This window comes from Streptomyces sp. R-74717 (assembly GCF_047305335.1).
Lineage (GTDB): Bacteria > Actinomycetota > Actinomycetes > Streptomycetales > Streptomycetaceae > Streptomyces > Streptomyces atratus.
The window spans coordinates 359,850-375,321 of record NZ_CP102361.1; the positions used below are offsets into that span (position 1 = coordinate 359,850).

General features: G+C 68.7%; 14 protein-coding genes and 3 pseudogenes. 6 read left to right on the forward strand and 11 right to left on the reverse strand.

What is annotated here, in order from left to right; all coding sequences use genetic code 11:
- Positions 1–329: 329 nt before the first annotated feature.
- Entirely contained in the window at positions 330–1,592 is a 1,263-nt protein-coding gene (locus tag NRF20_RS01790) for an MFS transporter (RefSeq protein WP_398635131.1), read from the reverse strand.
- 121 nt (positions 1,593–1,713) lie between these two features.
- Here NRF20_RS01790 and NRF20_RS01795 point away from each other — a divergent pair, with 121 nt between their 5' ends.
- Positions 1,714–2,310, forward strand: coding sequence for a TetR/AcrR family transcriptional regulator (locus tag NRF20_RS01795; protein WP_413751834.1), 597 nt, complete (start codon positions 1,714–1,716; stop codon positions 2,308–2,310).
- A gap of 126 nt (positions 2,311–2,436) precedes the next feature.
- Here the strand turns inward: NRF20_RS01795 and NRF20_RS01800 are convergent.
- From NRF20_RS01800 to NRF20_RS01810, 3 genes and pseudogenes are all read right to left on the reverse strand, one after another.
- Positions 2,437–3,191: pseudogene (locus tag NRF20_RS01800) on the reverse strand (IS6 family transposase).
- 259 nt (positions 3,192–3,450) lie between these two features.
- On the reverse strand, positions 3,451–4,035 hold the full coding sequence (locus tag NRF20_RS01805) for a GNAT family N-acetyltransferase (RefSeq protein WP_413751835.1): 585 nt from the start codon (positions 4,033–4,035) through the stop codon (positions 3,451–3,453).
- Positions 3,995–4,300 (reverse strand): Tn3 family transposase, encoded by a 306-nt coding sequence (locus tag NRF20_RS01810; RefSeq protein ID WP_398635358.1) that lies wholly within the window; start codon positions 4,298–4,300, stop codon positions 3,995–3,997. Before NRF20_RS01810 ends, NRF20_RS01805 begins: the two co-directional genes overlap by 41 nt.
- A gap of 1,239 nt (positions 4,301–5,539) precedes the next feature.
- Between NRF20_RS01810 and NRF20_RS01815 the strand changes: the two genes are divergently transcribed.
- A complete protein-coding gene (locus tag NRF20_RS01815; protein WP_413751836.1) occupies positions 5,540–6,559 on the forward strand; it encodes an IS110 family transposase in 1,020 nt (339 codons plus the stop codon).
- 7 nt (positions 6,560–6,566) lie between these two features.
- Here the strand turns inward: NRF20_RS01815 and NRF20_RS01820 are convergent, their stop codons facing one another.
- Positions 6,567–7,700, reverse strand: coding sequence for an IS630 family transposase (locus NRF20_RS01820; protein WP_413751837.1), 1,134 nt, complete (start codon positions 7,698–7,700; stop codon positions 6,567–6,569).
- Between the two features lie 294 nt (positions 7,701–7,994).
- Here NRF20_RS01820 and NRF20_RS01825 point away from each other — a divergent pair, with 294 nt between their 5' ends.
- Positions 7,995–9,269, forward strand: coding sequence for an IS256 family transposase (locus NRF20_RS01825; protein WP_398635399.1), 1,275 nt, complete (start codon positions 7,995–7,997; stop codon positions 9,267–9,269).
- A gap of 201 nt (positions 9,270–9,470) precedes the next feature.
- On the opposite strand, the gene NRF20_RS01830 is transcribed toward NRF20_RS01825, so the two are convergent.
- From NRF20_RS01830 to NRF20_RS01840, 3 genes are all read right to left on the reverse strand, one after another.
- Positions 9,471–9,644 carry a hypothetical protein gene (locus NRF20_RS01830; protein ID WP_398635407.1) on the reverse strand — a complete coding sequence of 58 codons (174 nt, stop codon included), beginning with the start codon at positions 9,642–9,644 and terminating at the stop codon, positions 9,471–9,473.
- Positions 9,641–9,937, reverse strand: coding sequence for a DUF6247 family protein (locus NRF20_RS01835; protein WP_398635408.1), 297 nt, complete (start codon positions 9,935–9,937; stop codon positions 9,641–9,643). Before NRF20_RS01835 ends, NRF20_RS01830 begins: the two co-directional genes overlap by 4 nt.
- Before the next feature lie 92 nt (positions 9,938–10,029).
- Entirely contained in the window at positions 10,030–10,215 is a 186-nt protein-coding gene (locus NRF20_RS01840; protein ID WP_398635409.1) for a hypothetical protein, read from the reverse strand.
- Between the two features lie 143 nt (positions 10,216–10,358).
- Here NRF20_RS01840 and NRF20_RS01845 point away from each other — a divergent pair.
- A pseudogene (locus tag NRF20_RS01845) lies at positions 10,359–10,568 on the forward strand (transposase); the annotation flags it as partial.
- A 167-nt stretch (positions 10,569–10,735) separates the two neighbouring features.
- Positions 10,736–10,999, forward strand: a pseudogene (locus NRF20_RS01850) (transposase); the annotation flags it as partial.
- A gap of 176 nt (positions 11,000–11,175) precedes the next feature.
- On the opposite strand, the gene NRF20_RS01855 reads toward NRF20_RS01850, so the two are convergent.
- Positions 11,176–13,866: a SpoIIE family protein phosphatase gene (locus NRF20_RS01855; RefSeq protein WP_398635256.1), complete on the reverse strand. Its 2,691-nt coding sequence runs from the start codon at positions 13,864–13,866 to the stop codon at positions 11,176–11,178.
- Between the two features lie 88 nt (positions 13,867–13,954).
- Positions 13,955–14,581, reverse strand: coding sequence for a telomere-protecting terminal protein Tpg (gene tpg, locus NRF20_RS01860; RefSeq protein WP_398635255.1), 627 nt, complete (start codon positions 14,579–14,581; stop codon positions 13,955–13,957).
- Between the two features lie 60 nt (positions 14,582–14,641).
- Here tpg and NRF20_RS01865 point away from each other — a divergent pair, with 60 nt between their 5' ends.
- The gene (locus tag NRF20_RS01865) at positions 14,642–14,827 is read left to right on the forward strand and encodes a hypothetical protein (protein WP_398635254.1); all 186 of its coding nucleotides are present in this window, start codon (positions 14,642–14,644) and stop codon (positions 14,825–14,827) included.
- A 39-nt stretch (positions 14,828–14,866) separates the two neighbouring features.
- On the opposite strand, the gene NRF20_RS01870 is transcribed toward NRF20_RS01865, so the two are convergent.
- Positions 14,867–15,337, reverse strand: coding sequence for a hypothetical protein (locus NRF20_RS01870; RefSeq protein ID WP_398635253.1), 471 nt, complete (start codon positions 15,335–15,337; stop codon positions 14,867–14,869).
- Positions 15,338–15,472: the final 135 nt, after the last annotated feature.

A 15,472-nucleotide genomic window follows, 5' to 3' on the forward strand; every position in this document is an offset into this window, starting at 1 on the left:
CCGCCGCCGAGAAACCCATCAGCCTTGACAGCCGGGAAACACCACCAGACCCTTCGATCACTGCGCGAAAAGATCAGCGTAGGCGCCGACACACTCAGCCCAACAGTGCACCAGGACACCCCTCACGAGGATCTGTCAAACGAACGCGGCCTTCGCGGCGAGACCGAGGACACCCGCACCGGAAGCCGGTCGGCGGTTCTGCCGCCGAAGGCGGAACCGGTGCTACGACAGGGACCGGTGACAGGCCGTCCCCGACCCGCACTCCGGGACAGCGGCGGAAGACCGTGCCCAGGCTCTCGCCCCGCCCACGCCCTGTCAGGTGTCAAGTGTCAGGCCGCTTTCGGGCCGGACCCGCCCCGGACCTGCCCGGCGCGCCCCGCGCCCAGACCTGCGGCTGCCTGGATCGCGCACACGGCGAGGAGCGTCGCCAAGGGCACGCCCCACCCGCCGCTCGCCTCGTGCAGCAGCCCCGCGCCCAACGGGCCGATCGTGGCGATCAGGAAGCCGGTGCCCTGGGCCATCGAGGACAGCGCCGACGTCTCGTCGCCGTTGCCGGTACGCAGCCCGATCAGGCTCAGCGCGACCGCGAATCCGGCCCCCTGCCCGAGCCCCAGGACCACGGACGCGGCCCACACGCCCGTCGGCGCGGGGGCCAGGACGATGCCGGCGAGACCCGCCCCGCTGAGCACCGCCACGAGCACGGCAGGCCCACGCTGGTCGGACAGCCGGCGGTACACCATGGGCAACAGCGCCGCCCCCGCGACACCCACCAGGCTGGTCAGCGACAGCAGGAGGCCGCTCTGCGCCTCGCCGATGCCCCGATCCTGGGCCATCGTGGGCAGCCATCCGAACACGACGTACGCCAACAGCGCCTGTGCCGCGAAGAACACCGTGACCCGCCACGCCGTCGCGTCCCGCCACAGCCGCACGCGCTCCGGCGTCGGCGCGTCGACGGCCCGCGCTTTCGCGCGAACCCCCGGCCACCAGGCCAGGATCGCCGCGATCGACAGAGGCACGGCCACCAGCGCCAGAGCACCGCGCCAGGCCCATCCGGTCGCGTCGGCCAACGGTGGCGCGACCGCCGAACCGCCCGCGCCGCCCAGGGTCAGGAAGGCCGAGTAGAACGCGGTCACCCCGGCCACCGCGCCTGCGAAGCGCCGCCGGATCAGGCCGGGCAGCAGCACGTTGGCGAGCCCGATCGCCGCGCCGACCAGCACCGTGCCCACGAACAACGCCGCGGCCCCCGGGAGCAGTCGCAGCGTCGCACCGACGGCGAGCAGGGTCAGGCTCGCGAGCACCACGCGCGCCTCGCCGTACCGCCGTCCGAGCACGGGGCCTGCGAACGCGAATACGCCCAGGCACAGCACCGGCAGCGCGGTCAGCATGCTCACCGCCGCGGCCGACAGGCCCAGGTCGTCGCGAAGGCGGCCGAGCAGGGGGGCGATCGCGGTGACCGGTGCCCGTAGATCGAGCGCGACCAGGGCGAGCGCGATCAGGGCGCCAATCGCCGGACCGGTCCTCGCCGGTATCGGTAGGGGCGAGGTGGGGGCGGTATCGCGGAGCGTCGGGGGGCGCGGGGGCGGAGTGGACATAGGAGGTCCTTCGATGGAGGGAGGCCGGGTTGGGCCGGGGTCACCCTCAAATTGATACAGTACGACCTGTATCAATTCAAAATCCGGCTACAGTCCGCAAGTCGACCGAAAGGACTCACTCGTGCCCCCGCCCCCGCGCACCGCCGGCCGCCAGAAGGATCCGCAGATCGACGCCGCCGTGCGCGCCGCGACGCTCGACCTGCTCGCCGAAGTCGGCTACGCCGACCTCACCATCGGGCAGGTGGCGAAGAACGCCGACGTCTACCGGCCGGCCATCTACCGCCGCTGGCCCTCAAAACAGCACCTGGTCACCGACGCGCTGGCGACAGTCCTGGGCACCACACCGACAGTGGACAGCGGCAACCTGCGCGCGGACCTGCTCGTCGGCATCGGTAGCCTGGTCACCGCGTTCGAGACCACCGTCCTGGGCCCCGTCCTGCCCGCGCTCGTCGCCGACCTCGCCCGCGAACCCGAGCTGCGCGAGAGCTTCCTCGACGACGTCTTCCACGCTCGCCGACGCAGCACCGAAACCGTCCTGCGCACCGCCTCCGCACGCGGCGACATCCGCGAACTCGACCGAGCCGAGATGGAATTCACCCTCGACGCGCTCGCGGCGCCGGTCTACTACCGGGCCCTTTTCCGGCACGCCCCACTGGACGCCGCCCTGGTCGAACGCACCGTCGACCTCGTCCTGACCGGCCTGCGGAACGGCGACTGAGCGCCATGCCGTGTCGAAGGACGCGACTACACCGGGGCGGCACGATTGCCGAGGGCACTGTCACGCTGTTGGGTGGGTGTCTGACGGCGTGACAGGGTGTGGTGCGGTCGGGTTCCGGCTGTGTGCTCAGGGTGTGGTGGGCAGGCCGGTGGCGCCGGTGATCTGCTCCCAGATGGTGAAGCGGACGGTCATTTCGGCGCGGTAGTCGGGTGCGGCCATGAGGTGGCGGCGGGGTCGGAAGTGGGGTGAGATACCGCTGAACGCGGACAGGAAGCGTTGTGCTCCGCCGGCGGAGCGGAAGCCTTTCATCGCGTGTTCACGCTGTCTGGTGGGCTGGTGACTGTTCTCGGCCCGGTTGTTCAGGCCCTTGTGGGAGCGGTGCTCGACGGAGGGCATGACCTCGCGGTGAGCGGCACCGTAGGAGCGAAGCCTGTCCGTGACGACCACCCGCGGAACCGCACCGGTCTTCTTCGTCAGCCTGCGGAAGAAGCGCCTGGCCGCGGCCTTGTCCCGCTTCCCCTGGACGAGGATGTCGAGCACGTTGCCGTCCTGGTCGACGGCCCGCCACAGGTACTTCCGCTCGCCGTTGATCTCGATGAAGACCTCGTCCAGATGCCATTTGTCCCCGGGCCGGGGCCGCCGGCGGCGCAGTCCGTCGGCGTAGGCCTGCCCGAACTTCACACACCACCGGCGGACGGTCTCGTGGGAGACGGTCACGCCGCGCTCGAGCATCAGCTCCTCCACCTCACGGAAACTGAGCGGGAACCGGAAGTACAGCCACACGCAGTGCGAGATGACCTCGACCGGTGTCGGTGCCCCTTGTACGACGGCGGTGCACCCACCACGGACGGCTCCCCCAACGTGATCAACCCGAAGATCATCCCACGGGCCAGCCAACGTGACAGCGCCCATCGAGGGCCTGGACGGCTGGACTTAGCACCAGCTCCGCCACAGCGCCCTCACCCACGACGCCGAGAGCGGCACCGCCACTCCGATGCTGCTGGCCCGCTCCCGCCACGCCTCAGTCCGCTCCCTGGAGCGGTACGCCCGCCCCGGCGTCGATGCGGTCGCCCGGCACGTTGCCGAACGTGACCCTGCCGCACGTCGTAGGGCGTGACGGCTGCCCTACTTCAGCGTGGGTCAAGAGATAGGAGACCGGGCCTTGAACGAGTGCAGGTCGGCTACAGCGAGGGTTTGCTCCGCGTCATGCGCCTCGAAGGTGCCCATGCGCTGGAAGCCAAGACGGGTGGCGAGCTTGAGGGAGCGCTCGTTGGCCGTCCGGGTCACCACCAGGACCGGCTGGTCGGGCAGCTCGCTGGCGGCGGCACGCAACATACCGGTGGCGGCCTCGAATGCCAGCCCCGTACCCCAACTTCCGCGCCGGAGCAGGTAGGTCAGCTCCAACTCCCGCCCTTCCTTGGTGACGTGTCCGGGAAGGTCGGCGGAGCGGCGGTCGAGTACGAGTGTCCCGATGAACCGGTCGGTTTCCTTATCGGCGATGACGTAGGTACCAGGCTTGCCTGCAATAGCGCTGATGCCGTTCCCGTCGAAGTACTGCTCAACGACGCTACGGGGCCGCGGGCCGCCGAGGTGGGCACGGACCTGTGGATCGGTCTGGAGCTCGATGAGGCCGTCGATGTCGGCGTCGTGCGCTTTTCGCAGCCGGAGACGATCAGTGGTGATCTCAGTGGCAGACAGCGTCGGTAATGCGTTCATGAGATCCATTGTCCCGGCTCATTGGATCGAGCCACCAGTCCCGATGCGGCGGCTGGCTCACCCTCGGAGATGCGTGGTTGGGGGGTACTGCTGGTACCCGGGCGGTCAGGTCTAGGTCGAGACGGCTGTTCATGTCGAGCTCGAACCGGCCGTAGGGGTTCACGTGTGTCCAGAACAGCGGGGACAGCGCCCGCCGGTCTGCGTCGGTGAGGGTGTCGGCCCACTTCGGGTCGGCGAGGACCTGCTGCATCAGCAGCGTGTTGACGTGGACCAAGGCCGATAAATCGTTCTCGGCGTGTGGTGGTCCGGCTCAGCGTCGCCGCCATCGGCGGTGTCGCCTGGTCGGCTCCGGATTCGGTGGTTGGTGCGGCGGCGGGGGCGGGGCTCTCCGCTCTGGTTCCAGTCCGACCCGGCCCGGGTGCACGCAGACCGGGATCCGGTCATCGGCGGTGTAACGGAATCCATCCGCCGCGTCGAACGGCCAGTCTCTGCTAGGCCGGTCCGCAACGAGGAACCCCGTACGCGGAAGCCGCAGGGCTGGGCAGAACCAGCAACATGGGTAGTCCGAGTCCGGGTCGATGAAGGGCGCCTTGGCCGCGTCGTTCATACCGTCGGGACCGTAGCGCAGGGCAGGAAGGCTGCAGCAATCGAACTGGGCAGGTCGGCGAGCCCAGACCGTAGCCGAGACACATTTACCTCAACCCGCCCTGTGCACAGCCTTTTTGGGGATTCGTTCACCTGATCTGGTGAACTCCGCCGCTCCAGTTCCTCTCTGCACCGGAACGGGTGGCAGATTCCGTGGTGCACGTCGGTGGCCCATCACCGGCGTCCGCCTCATGCCGCCATCGGCGGAGCAGGAGCAAGCTGCGAGCCTTGACGCACGCACCTCAGCCAATTCGATCCGCCAGCCCAACCGGCAAGGAGTGTCTGTGGGTGACGGCCCTGGCCTCGTTCACGGGCACGCCGGTGTGGTGACCGGGGCACGGCCCGCAGTGACCCACCGCAAATGACCCGGCGCAGCAAGCGGTAGGGGCCGGTTCGATCCGGCAGTTCAGCCACATCCACCGCGGGTGCTTCCATGCATCTCAGCGCAGATCAGGCAGTGATCGAAGCCGGGCACGGCCTGTGTTCTTCCAGGCCCCTACGTCCGGTCCAGGTGCGGCAGGTGGCAGAGGAGCGGAGCTTGGGTGCGTCCGGGCGGCTTGTCTCGACGTCGCCGAGATCGTCGGTGACGGTGCCATGCCCGCCCCAGTCCCCGTGTGGGGCGAGGTACTGGACGGTTGCCCTACCTTTCAGGAGTGGGTTTCCGCTGGTCATTCGTAAGATCGGTGGGCCCGGGGGCTCCGGGTATGGCTGTCATGGAGGAGCCGATGGGATGGCTCAGAGAACATGGCCGCCCGGAGCCCCGCGACGACTCCACCGCCAATTGGGATGCGCGACTTGATCGCTCTGTAGGACTACGTCGGCGAGGTCGTCTGCGGGATTGGTTGACGACGAGCTGACGGAGGTGGCCGTGCCCCAGATCTGGGCCGGGATGGACATCGGCAAGGAACATCACCACTGCGTGGTGATCAACGATCGGGGCGAGCGGCTGCTCTCTCGCCGAGTCCTGAACGACGAGGCGGCCCTGCTGGACTTGATACGCGACGTCCTGGACATCGACCAGGACGTGCTGTGGGCCGTGGACATCAACCACGGCGGTGCTGCTCTGCTGATTGACCTGATGCTCAACCACGGCCAGCCCATGGCCTACCTCACCGGACTGGCCGTCCACCGAACATCCGGCACCTACCGCGGCGAGGGCAAGACTGACGCCAAGGAAGCCTTCGTCATTGCCGATCAGGCCCGCATGCGCCGCGACCTGGACCTGCTGCGGCCCGGCGATGAGATAGCCGTCGACCTGCGCATCCTCACCACCCACCGCACCGACCTAGTGCCGCATCAGGCAACGTTCGCCCTGTCGACCACGGCACGTAGGCGTTCGTCGTCCCTGGCAATGACCGCCCTCACCGCAGTCAGGCGAAGGCGGCGACGCAACCGGGCGCAGGAAGGGGAAGACAGAGAAAGCAGCAGCGGCAGCGCAGTGGAGATGTTCGGGGTTGACCAGACCGGGTACCTTCCTGCCTCGCGACGGAGAATCGTGCGGTTCTCCGGGAACTCCCACGGAGTAGCCAGCGTCTCAGTGATCATGAGGGAACGCGTTGAAGCACTGAGTGGTACCGGGGTGGCCTTGGCCGGTGGATTCGTAGGGCTGCTGGGATGGGCTGCGGATGCCGAACTCCGGGCGCGCGCCGGATTCGAAGCAGGGCCGGACTGGAGCGTGTTGTACGCGGAGCTTCCGCTGACCGTTCTCGTCGGAGTGGTAGCCGCTTTGTCAGCGTGGTTCCTGCCCCGGCGATGGATGATCGGGCCGTCCGTTGCCGGGTACGCAGGCCGCGCCGCGCTCGTCGCCATAGTGCTGGCCGGATTCTGGCTGGCCGCCCAGGGCTGGTACGCAGCACTGCCCGAGTCAGTGCCGGACCACAAGCCCTAGTGCCGGATCAGGCAACGTTTGCCCTGTCCACGACGGCGCGTAGGCGCCGGTCGTTGGCATGGCGGTTGCGCCAGATGATGTAGCGGCGGATCATGCTGCCCTGTTCCTTGTGGTCGGCATGGTCGGTGCCGTTGAGGGCGAAGTAGCGCAGGGCCGTGAACTGGGCCTCGATGCGGTTGAGCCAGGAGGAGTTCGTCGGGGTGTAGGCGATCTCGACGTTGTTCGCCGCCGCCCAGGTGCCGACCCGCTGGCACCTCTTCGTGGTCAGATGCGGGGAAAAGTTGTCGCAGACGATCGCGATGCGGACGTTGTCCGGATGGAGGCTGCGCAGGTAGCGGCAGAACTCCAGGAACTGCGTACGCTTCTTGACTGGTTTGATGCGGCCGTAGAGCTTGTCCTTGGACAGGTCCAGGGCGGCGAACAGGTGCCGCACCCCGCCGTAGCGGTTGTAGGTCGCCCGCCGTCGGCGGCGTGGTTCACGGTCGGGGTCCTTGTGCCTGCCGCCGCGCTCGGCCCACTGCCGGCCCGGGTGAGGCATCAGGTTGAGCGGCCCGAACTCGTCCATGCAGAAAATGACTTCAGGCTCGCCGTCCTCGGGTATGACCTCTCCGTCGGCGATCGCGTACAGGTGCTCGACGCGGGCCTTCTTGGCCGCGTAGTCCGGATCGCGGGAGGTCTTCCAGGTCTTCAGGCGTTGAAAGGAGACTCCCTCCTCGCGGAGCAGGATGCGCAGGCCCTCGTGGCTGATGTCGTCGACCACCCCCTCGGCGACCAGGAAGTCCGCCAGCTTGGACAGGCTCCAGGTCGAGAACGGCAGGTCGTGCTCGGTCGGCTTCGACTTCGCGATCTTCTTGATCTCGCGCCGCTCGGGCAGCGTGAACGTCTTCGGCCGACCACCGGAGTACTTCGGATACAGAGAGTCGAAGCCGTCGGCATTGAAGTTGTGGATCACGTCCCGGGCCCGGTCATTGCTGGTGAACGACACCTCGGCAATCTTCGCGACCGGCATGCCCTGCGCGGACAGCAGCACCATCTGGGCCCGCCGCCAGGTCACCACCGACCCGGTGCCTCTGCGGATAATCCGCAGCAGCCGCCGCCCCTCATCGTCATCGATCTCTCGGACACGCACTCGTTCTGCCACCCGGACAGAATGACGCCCACGCTCCGTCCACCACAGCACCCGGACGGCGCGTCACATCACAACAGGGCAAACGTTGCCTGATCCGGCACTAGCCTCTCCACACTCGGCCCGGTACTCCCGAAGGTGCCGCAGACGTAAGACCTCGGTTCGGTCGAACCGAGGTCGGTCGGCTTTGCTTACGTGCCCAACATGCCTATTGATCCGAAACTCAATCGGTTCTATTCGAGTATGAAGGGGTCTGTACGGTATCCGGTGTAACTCCCGAGCTGGAAGCGACAGTTGATGACTGACGTGATGAGTGACATCAAGGCCGGGGAGGCCGCCGTGGGTGCGCTGGATGCTGTGGATGACAGTCTGGTTGCCGAACTGGTGGCCCGGGCCCAGGCCGGCGGAGTGAAGCTGACCGGCGAGGGCGGCCTTCTGGCGGAGCTGACGCGCAAGGTGCTGGAGTCCGCGCTGGAGGGTGAGCTGACCGACCACCTCGGACACGAGCCCGGTGAACGGGTCGAGGGCGGCCGGGAGAATTACCGCAACGGCCACCGGTCCAAGACCGTGACCACCGAGGTCGGCCCGGTGGAGATCACGGTGCCGCGGGACCGGGCGGGCACGTTCGAACCGCAGCTGGTCAAGAAGCGCCAGCGGCGCCTGGGCGGCGTGGACGAGATGGTCCTGTCCCTGTCCGCGAAGGGCCTTACCCACGGCGAGATCTCCGCCCACCTGGCCGAGGTCTACGGCACGGAGGTCTCCAAGACCACCGTCTCCACGATCACCGACAGCGTGATGGCCGGCATGACCGAATGGCAGAACCGTCCCCTGGACAGCGTTTATCCGGTCGTCTTCATCGACTGCGTGAACGTGAAGGTCAGGGATGGGCAGGTCGCCAACCGGCCCGTCTACATGGCCTTGGCCGTGACGGCGGAGGGGCATCGGGACATCCTGGGCCTGTGGGTCGGCGACGGCGGCGAGGGCGCCAAGTACTGGCTGCAGGTCCTCACCGAGATCAAGAACCGGGGCGCCCGTGATGTGCTGATGCTGGTCTGCGACGGCCTGACCGGTCTTCCGGACGCGGTCAACACGGTCTGGCCTGCGACGATCGTGCAAACGTGCGTGGTTCACCTCCTGCGGAACAGCTTCCGTTACGCGGCCAGGCAGGACTGGGAGAAGATCGCGAAGGCGCTCAAGCCCATCTACACCGCGCCGACCGAGGACGCCGCCCTGGAACGCTTCATGGAGTTCAGTGAGGCCTGGGGAAGGAAATACCCGGCGATCGTGCGGCTGTGGGAAAGCGCCTGGGCCGAGTTCGTCCCCTTCCTCCAGTTCGATATTGAGATCCGGAAAATCGTGTGCACCACCAACGCGATCGAGTCCGTCAACGCCCGTATCCGCAAGGCCGTGAGGGCCCGCGGGCACTTCCCCACTGAACAGGCCGCGCTCAAGTGCGTCTACCTCGCGGTGATGAGCCTGGACCCCAAGGGCACCGGAAGCAAGCGCTGGACCATGCGCTGGAAAGCCGCACTCCAAGCCTTCGACATCACCTTCGACGGCCGGCTCACTGCCGGACGCCGGTAGAAACAATCAACCGAGTCCCACCGTTCGCTGTACAGACCCACCGACGGGCCGGGACGGCGGTTCCCGCCACCGTTCCGCACCTGCTCGCGACCGCCGCCCGCTGGGACAGACCCGTAACCCGGCGAATCTTGACCACAACCGGTGGCATGCCCGCCGGGCGAAACGCCAACCCGGCACGCTTCCACCCCTGCTCGATCCGCTTCAACACGCCAATCCAACAGGGAAGACGGTGGCGTTCCACTGGGGCCAGCCCCATGGGGAGCGCACCGCGATGTCCAGGACGTCGCGGACTATCTCCTTGGCGGGCTCGGGGAGCTCAGTGAGTGTCTTCGCGGCCTGAGCCGACAGGCGCACCGCCCACGGCTGATCGGTCACCGGCGGGCACCGAGGACGTCGTCCAGGTCCACGAAGCCAGACTCGTCGCGGTCAGAGTCCATGTACGCGTCGACGGCCGGGGCCGCGGCGACGCGCAGCTGCCAGGTACGCACGACGTCGTGCAGGGGCGTGAGGCTGTAGGTGTGGCGGGAGTCCTCCAGGGCCTTGGCCCAGTCCCGCTCGAAGGCCGGCACCCAGGTATCGGCGCAGCGGTCGTCGCGCAGCTGGGCGAGCAGCTGGGCGGCGGCGGCCGGGGCCGGCGGGGCGGGAGCTTCCTCGGGCTGCGCGCTCATGGGCACCTCCTGGCGGGTCGTATCGCCACCGTACGCGCGGTGTGGGGCGGTGGGGACGGACATGCGGTGATCCCTTCCCGTGCTGGTGGGTGTCAGTCGACGCCGTAGTCGAAGACGTCGTCGTCGGTGTAGTCGTCGAGGATCTCGCCGACGGCCTCGCGCAGCCATTGGGCGATCTCGTCGGCAACCTCGGGGCTGCACACGATCTGGCAGCCGATGTGGCGAAAGCCCGGGTCCTCGTCGGCCGGTGCCGCTTCGGCGCGCTCGGTCAGCGCCATCCCAGCTCCTCCTCCCAGTCGAGGAAGTCGGCGCCTTCCTCCTCCTGAGACCGCGTTTGAGATCTGCCGTGTCCCGGGGCTGGAGGGGGTCGTTGAGCCTTGCGTGAGTGGCTCTGGGGGCGGGTATCCGTCGGATCTGACAGATGAGCAGTGGGCTCTGGTCGAGCCGTTACTGCCGGCGGCGAGGGTCGGGCCGAAGGGGCGGGCGGCGGGAGAAGCACCCACGTCGGCGGATCGTGGCCGCGATCTTCTATGTGGTACGGACCGGGTGCGCCTGGCGCCAGCTGCCGAAGGACCTCCCGCCCTGGCCCACTGTGTACTGGTACTTCACCTGGTGGCACGACGACGGCACCGTCGAGCAGGTCCCCGACACGTTGCGCGGCCGGGTCCGTGAGGCTGACGGCCGTAACGCGGAGCCGAGCGCTGGGCTGATCGACTCACAGTCCGTGCGCACGGCCGATACGGTCCCCGCCGGCACCCGGGGCTTCGACGCAGGCAACAAGGTGAAGGGCCGCAAGCGTTCATCGTCACGGACACCCTGGGCCTGCTGCTGGCGGTTCACGTGGTCGCGGCGAACATCCAGGACCGCGACGGCGCGAAGCGTTCGTTGCTGTGGACCCGCCTGGACCATCCGGGCGTGCAGAAGATCTGGGCGGACCAGGGCTTCGCCGGCCGCCTCGTGGAGTGGTCACGCACGGTCCTCGGCCGCGAGCTGGAGATCGCGCGCAAGGCCCCGGACCAGCGCGGATTCCAGGTCCAGCCCAAGAGATGGGCGATCGAGCGACGCCGCGCTTCTGGACGCCGACGTCCGCACCGCCGGCACGAGGGTCCGTGCCGACGCAGAAATCTGGCAGGCCGAGACGGAGGCGTACGTCCGCGAGCGGCGCGGCGACCTCATCAGACCCGGATCCAGATCCGCGACCCGCACCAGCAGTTGCGCTGCAACCGAATACGCCGCCGTCACAGCTCTGTGTCAGTCCATAGATCCAACAGGTTGTCGCCGAGGCCTGCACCGGGTTCGGCTGCGGCGCCGTGGAGGGATTGTTCGGTCCAGATGACCTTGCCGCGGGCGCCGTACCGGGTGCCCCAGCGTTGGGCGAACCGAGCGACGAGGAACAGCCCGCGGCCGCCCTCGTCCGTGGTGGCCGCCCGCCGCAGGTGGGGGGAGGTGCTGGAGCCGTCGGTGACCTCGCAGATCAGGTGGTTGCGGTCGTGTAGCAGGCGCAGCCGGATGGGCTGGGTGCCGTATCGGATGGCGTTGGTGACCAGTTCGCTGACGATCAGCTCGGTGGTGAAGGCGACCTGGTCCAGGCCCCAGGTCTCCAGCTGGCGGGTGACGTCGGTACGGACGCGGGGGACGGCCGCCGGGTCGGAGGGCACCTCCCAGTCCGCGACCCGGGCCGGGTCCAGCAGGTGGGTCCGGGCCACCAGCAAGGCGATGTCGTCGCGGGGGCGCTCGGGGAGCATGGTGGCGAAGACGGTCTGGCAGGTGGCCTCCGGGGTGCGGTCCACAGCATCGGCCAGGGCCGTGCGCAGCTGCTCGACTCCGGTGTCGAGGTCGCGGTCCCGGTCCTCGATCAGCCCGTCGGTGTAGAGGACCAGCTGACTGCCCTCGGGCACAGTGAGTTCGGCTGTCTCGAAGGGCAGGCTGCCGCCCAGGCCCAGCGGGGGACTGACGGGTACGTCCGGGAAGGTGACGGTGCCGTCGGGGTAAACCAGGGCGGGGCCGGGGTGGCCAGACCGGGCCACAGTGCATCGGCCGGAGACGGGATCGTAGATGGCGTACAGGCAGGTGGCCCCCGTGACGCCCTGGCCATCGGCCTCGTCGTGGTCGATGTGGGCGACCAGCTCGTCCAGGTGGCTCAGGAGTTCGTCCGGGGCCAGGTCCAGGGCGGAGAAGTTGTGCACGGCGGTGCGCAGCCGACCCATGGTGGCGGCGGCGTGCAGGCCGTGGCCAACGACGTCGCCGACCACCAGGGCCACCCGGGTGCCGGGCAGGGGGATGACGTCGAACCAGTCGCCGCCCGCCCCGGCCTGGGCGGGCAGGTAGCGGTGGGCGACCTCGACGGCGGTCTGCTCGGGCAGGGTGCGGGGTAGCAGGCTGCGCTGCAGAGTGGCCGCCAGGGTGTGCTCGCGGGTGTAGCGGCGGGCGTTGTCGATGCACAACGCAGCACGTCTGGCCAGCTCCTCGGAGAGGGAAAGGTCCTCCTCCCCGAAGGGAGGGGAGGCGTCCGCCCGCCAGAAGTTGGCCATTCCTAGCACCACCCCGCGGGCCTGCAGCGGCACCGAGATCAGGGAATGGATTCCGTACTCCAGCACCCGTCGCGCCCGCTCCGGGTCCTGGTCCCGCCAGCCGTCGGAGTCGGCGAGGTCCGACTCCAGCACAGCGTGGCTGCCGGCCGCCCCGGCGGCGATGGGGTTGGTGGAGGCGAAGCGGATCAGCTCCCCCACGGGGTAGAGAGGCGGGTCGCCACGGACGCCGCTGACGGCGGTGCGGCGCATTTCGGTGCTTGCCTCGGCCGGCTCCTCGCCACGCAGCACCGGATCCAGCAGCTCCACAGTGACGAAATCGGTGAACCGCGGGACGACCATCTCCGCCAGCTCCTCGGCGGTACGCACCACATCCAGCGTGGTGCCGATCCGCACGCCCGCGTCGTAGAGCAACTGCAGGCGCTCGCGGGCCACCTCGGCCCGGCCTGCGAGTGTGCGCAGTTCGGTGGTGTCGCGCAGCGTGGCCACGCTGCCCGCCGGGCCGCCGTTGCGCTCGACGGGCCGGACGTTGACGGCCAGCAGCCGGTCGCCAGCCAGATGGACCTCGTCGGTGGCCGTCCGCCCCGAGGAAAGCAGCTCGGCGGCGCCCGGGGTCAGGCCGAGGTCGGTGATCTGGCGCTGCTCCGCGTCCGCCGGCAGCTCCAGCAGCCGCCGCGCCTCGTCGTTGGCCAGCAGTAGCCGCCCGTCACCGCCGACGATGAGCACGCCCTCGCGCACCGCATGCAGCACCGCGTCATGATGCTCGTACATGCGAGTCATCTCGGCGGGGCCCAGTCCGCGGGTCTGGCGCAGCAGCCGCCGGCCAATCAGCGCCGACCCGCCCGCGACCAGGGCGAGCGCGCCGCCCGCGGCGCCAAAGAGCACCGGAAGCTGCCCGGCCACCGCTTCGTTCACCTTCTTGACCTTGATCTCGGGAGACACGATGCCGGCGACCGAGCCGTCAGGCCGGAAGACGGGGACCTCCGCGAAGACCGAAACGCCCAGCGGAGTCACCTCGGTGTCCGTGAGGGCCGTGCCCCTCACCGCCTTCCGGTAGGGGTCGCCCTTGACTACGTGTTTCCCGATCTGATGCGGGTCAGGGTGGGTGTACCGGATCCCGTCCGTGCTGATGACCACGATGCCGTCGACGCCGGACCGCTTTCGGGCCCTCTCGGTGAGCGGTTGCAGCACCGCGCTCGGATCGCGGCTGTCCAGCGCCTGCACGATCCCCGGGGAGTTCGCGAACGCCTCGGCGACGGCAAGCACCTCGTCGCGGGCTTTCTCCGTTCCTTGGTGCCGGGCCTGGACCACCAGCGTCACCACCGTCGCGGCCACAAGCAGCACCACGACCGCCAGCTGCAGGAGGAACACCTGACCGGCGACGCTCCGCGCGCTCACCAGGGAGCGCAGGCGCCGTCCGGGCGACCGGTGCTGGATCTCCCGTTCGTCCGCGGGACGAGTCGGCTGCTCCGTTCCCGGACGTGGAACCTCACGCCGTCTCCGCGCACGCCAACCAGCGAACCGACGGGCGAGCTGTCGGCGCGCGGTGCGCCGGGGCGGCCAGGGCGTGGTCATCTTCGGCCTCGTATTCGTGGTGCGGATTCGGGAGCGGGCCGCCGCCAGAGCGCTGTGCGGCGGCCCGCCGAATATGGTTTATGGCAGGCCCGGAATTCGACCATGCCAGAACCGGAAATCTACTGACTGGACGTGCGTAAAATCCGCACGCAGGCAGGCCAGCGGCGCTGGTGCCCCATTCCGTGAAATACGACTCGGTGATGACCCCCGCGACGATCGGATGCAGTTCCTCCTCCGTCGCACCATCCTCCCGAAGCTGGAGAATCTGCGCGGCGTAGGTGGGTAAGATCGGCTTGGCGATGGTGCGCTCGCGGCCGTCGTCCGAGCTGCCCTTGCAAGCGAATCCGAAGTACGCCGTCACCTCTACCATCATGCCGCTGGAGGTGGCTGCCTGCTCGCGCGCCTGTGCCCTGACCTGCGGTTGCCACTCAGATTCGGTTGCCTCCACCAGGGCGGCCTGGAGCCGCTTCTGGGGCTTGGTCAGCTTCCCGGCGCGGTAACGCTCCACCGTACGGCGTAAGGTGCCCAGGCGCGCCGCCAAGTCCTTCGCTGAGTCCTTCGTGCGCGTGAGGAGGGCCCGTCGCGCCGCACGGCCGTATCGGTGCGGCGCACTCAAAGCAAGTACGACCGGACGAAGCCGAAGGACAACTTCTCCGCCAGGCCCCTGCTCAAGGCTGACAACGGAGCCGGCGGGAGCATCCTGAAGATATTCATGGCCCGGAACCGCATTCTGGACGGGTTCAGCAGCGGGGACGACGTCGACGCCTACATCGTCTCGATCTCCTGACGCGCCCTGTGGGCAGAGCCCCGCTCTGCCCACACGTTCTCAGCTGCTGGCAGGCCAGAACTGCACCAGGTACCGCTCCACCCCGACGGGCACGTCCACCGACGCAAGCCGGGCGGCCTCGGCCCGGCCCGAACAGTAGGCGCGGACCTTCCACAGCGTGTCGGGTCGCCCGAGCTCCACCCGGCCTTCGCCGACCCCGGACATCGTCTCAACCGACAGGTTCCCGGTAGTCGAAAAAATCTCTGCTTCGCCCTGGGCTTCCCAAGGTTCGTCGTCGGTCACGGACGGCTCGCTGCTCCACACCTCGGCTGTCAGAGCTGCCTCGTGGGTGTGCCCGGCGCTCTCGAAGTCGAGACGCATGTCGTAGGCGGTCAGGAAATCTGCCCCTGGATCCTCTGCCCGCTCCTCGGGGAAGGGAGCGGGGACCTCCATGTCGTCCTCTTCCTGAAGAGCGAACGCATGGAACTCCACGGACACCCGAACTTCCTCGCGCGCCACCAACTCGGCCACCGAGAACTCCCGTATCTCCCGCTACCGTCGCAGGAACTCTATGCGGTGGCGACGGCCACGCTGCTGGCTCTGCCTCACGCAGGATCGCGACTGCCTGCATGCGGGCAAGCTGCGGAGCACGACCGCCCGCACCCC

Excerpts from the sequence above, each read along its gene's own strand:
- NRF20_RS01790 (WP_398635131.1), bottom strand. The coding sequence starts at position 1,592 with ATGTCCACTCCGCCCCCGCGCCCCCCGACGCTCCGCGATACCGCCCCC.
- NRF20_RS01805 (WP_413751835.1), bottom strand. The coding sequence starts at position 4,035 with ATGGATCTCATGAACGCATTACCGACGCTGTCTGCCACTGAGATCACC.
- NRF20_RS01825 (WP_398635399.1), top strand. The coding sequence starts at position 7,995 with ATGAGTGACATCAAGGCCGGGGAGGCCGCCGTGGGTGCGCTGGATGCT.
- NRF20_RS01835 (WP_398635408.1), bottom strand. The coding sequence starts at position 9,937 with ATGAGCGCGCAGCCCGAGGAAGCTCCCGCCCCGCCGGCCCCGGCCGCC.
- NRF20_RS01840 (WP_398635409.1), bottom strand. The coding sequence starts at position 10,215 with ATGGCGCTGACCGAGCGCGCCGAAGCGGCACCGGCCGACGAGGACCCG.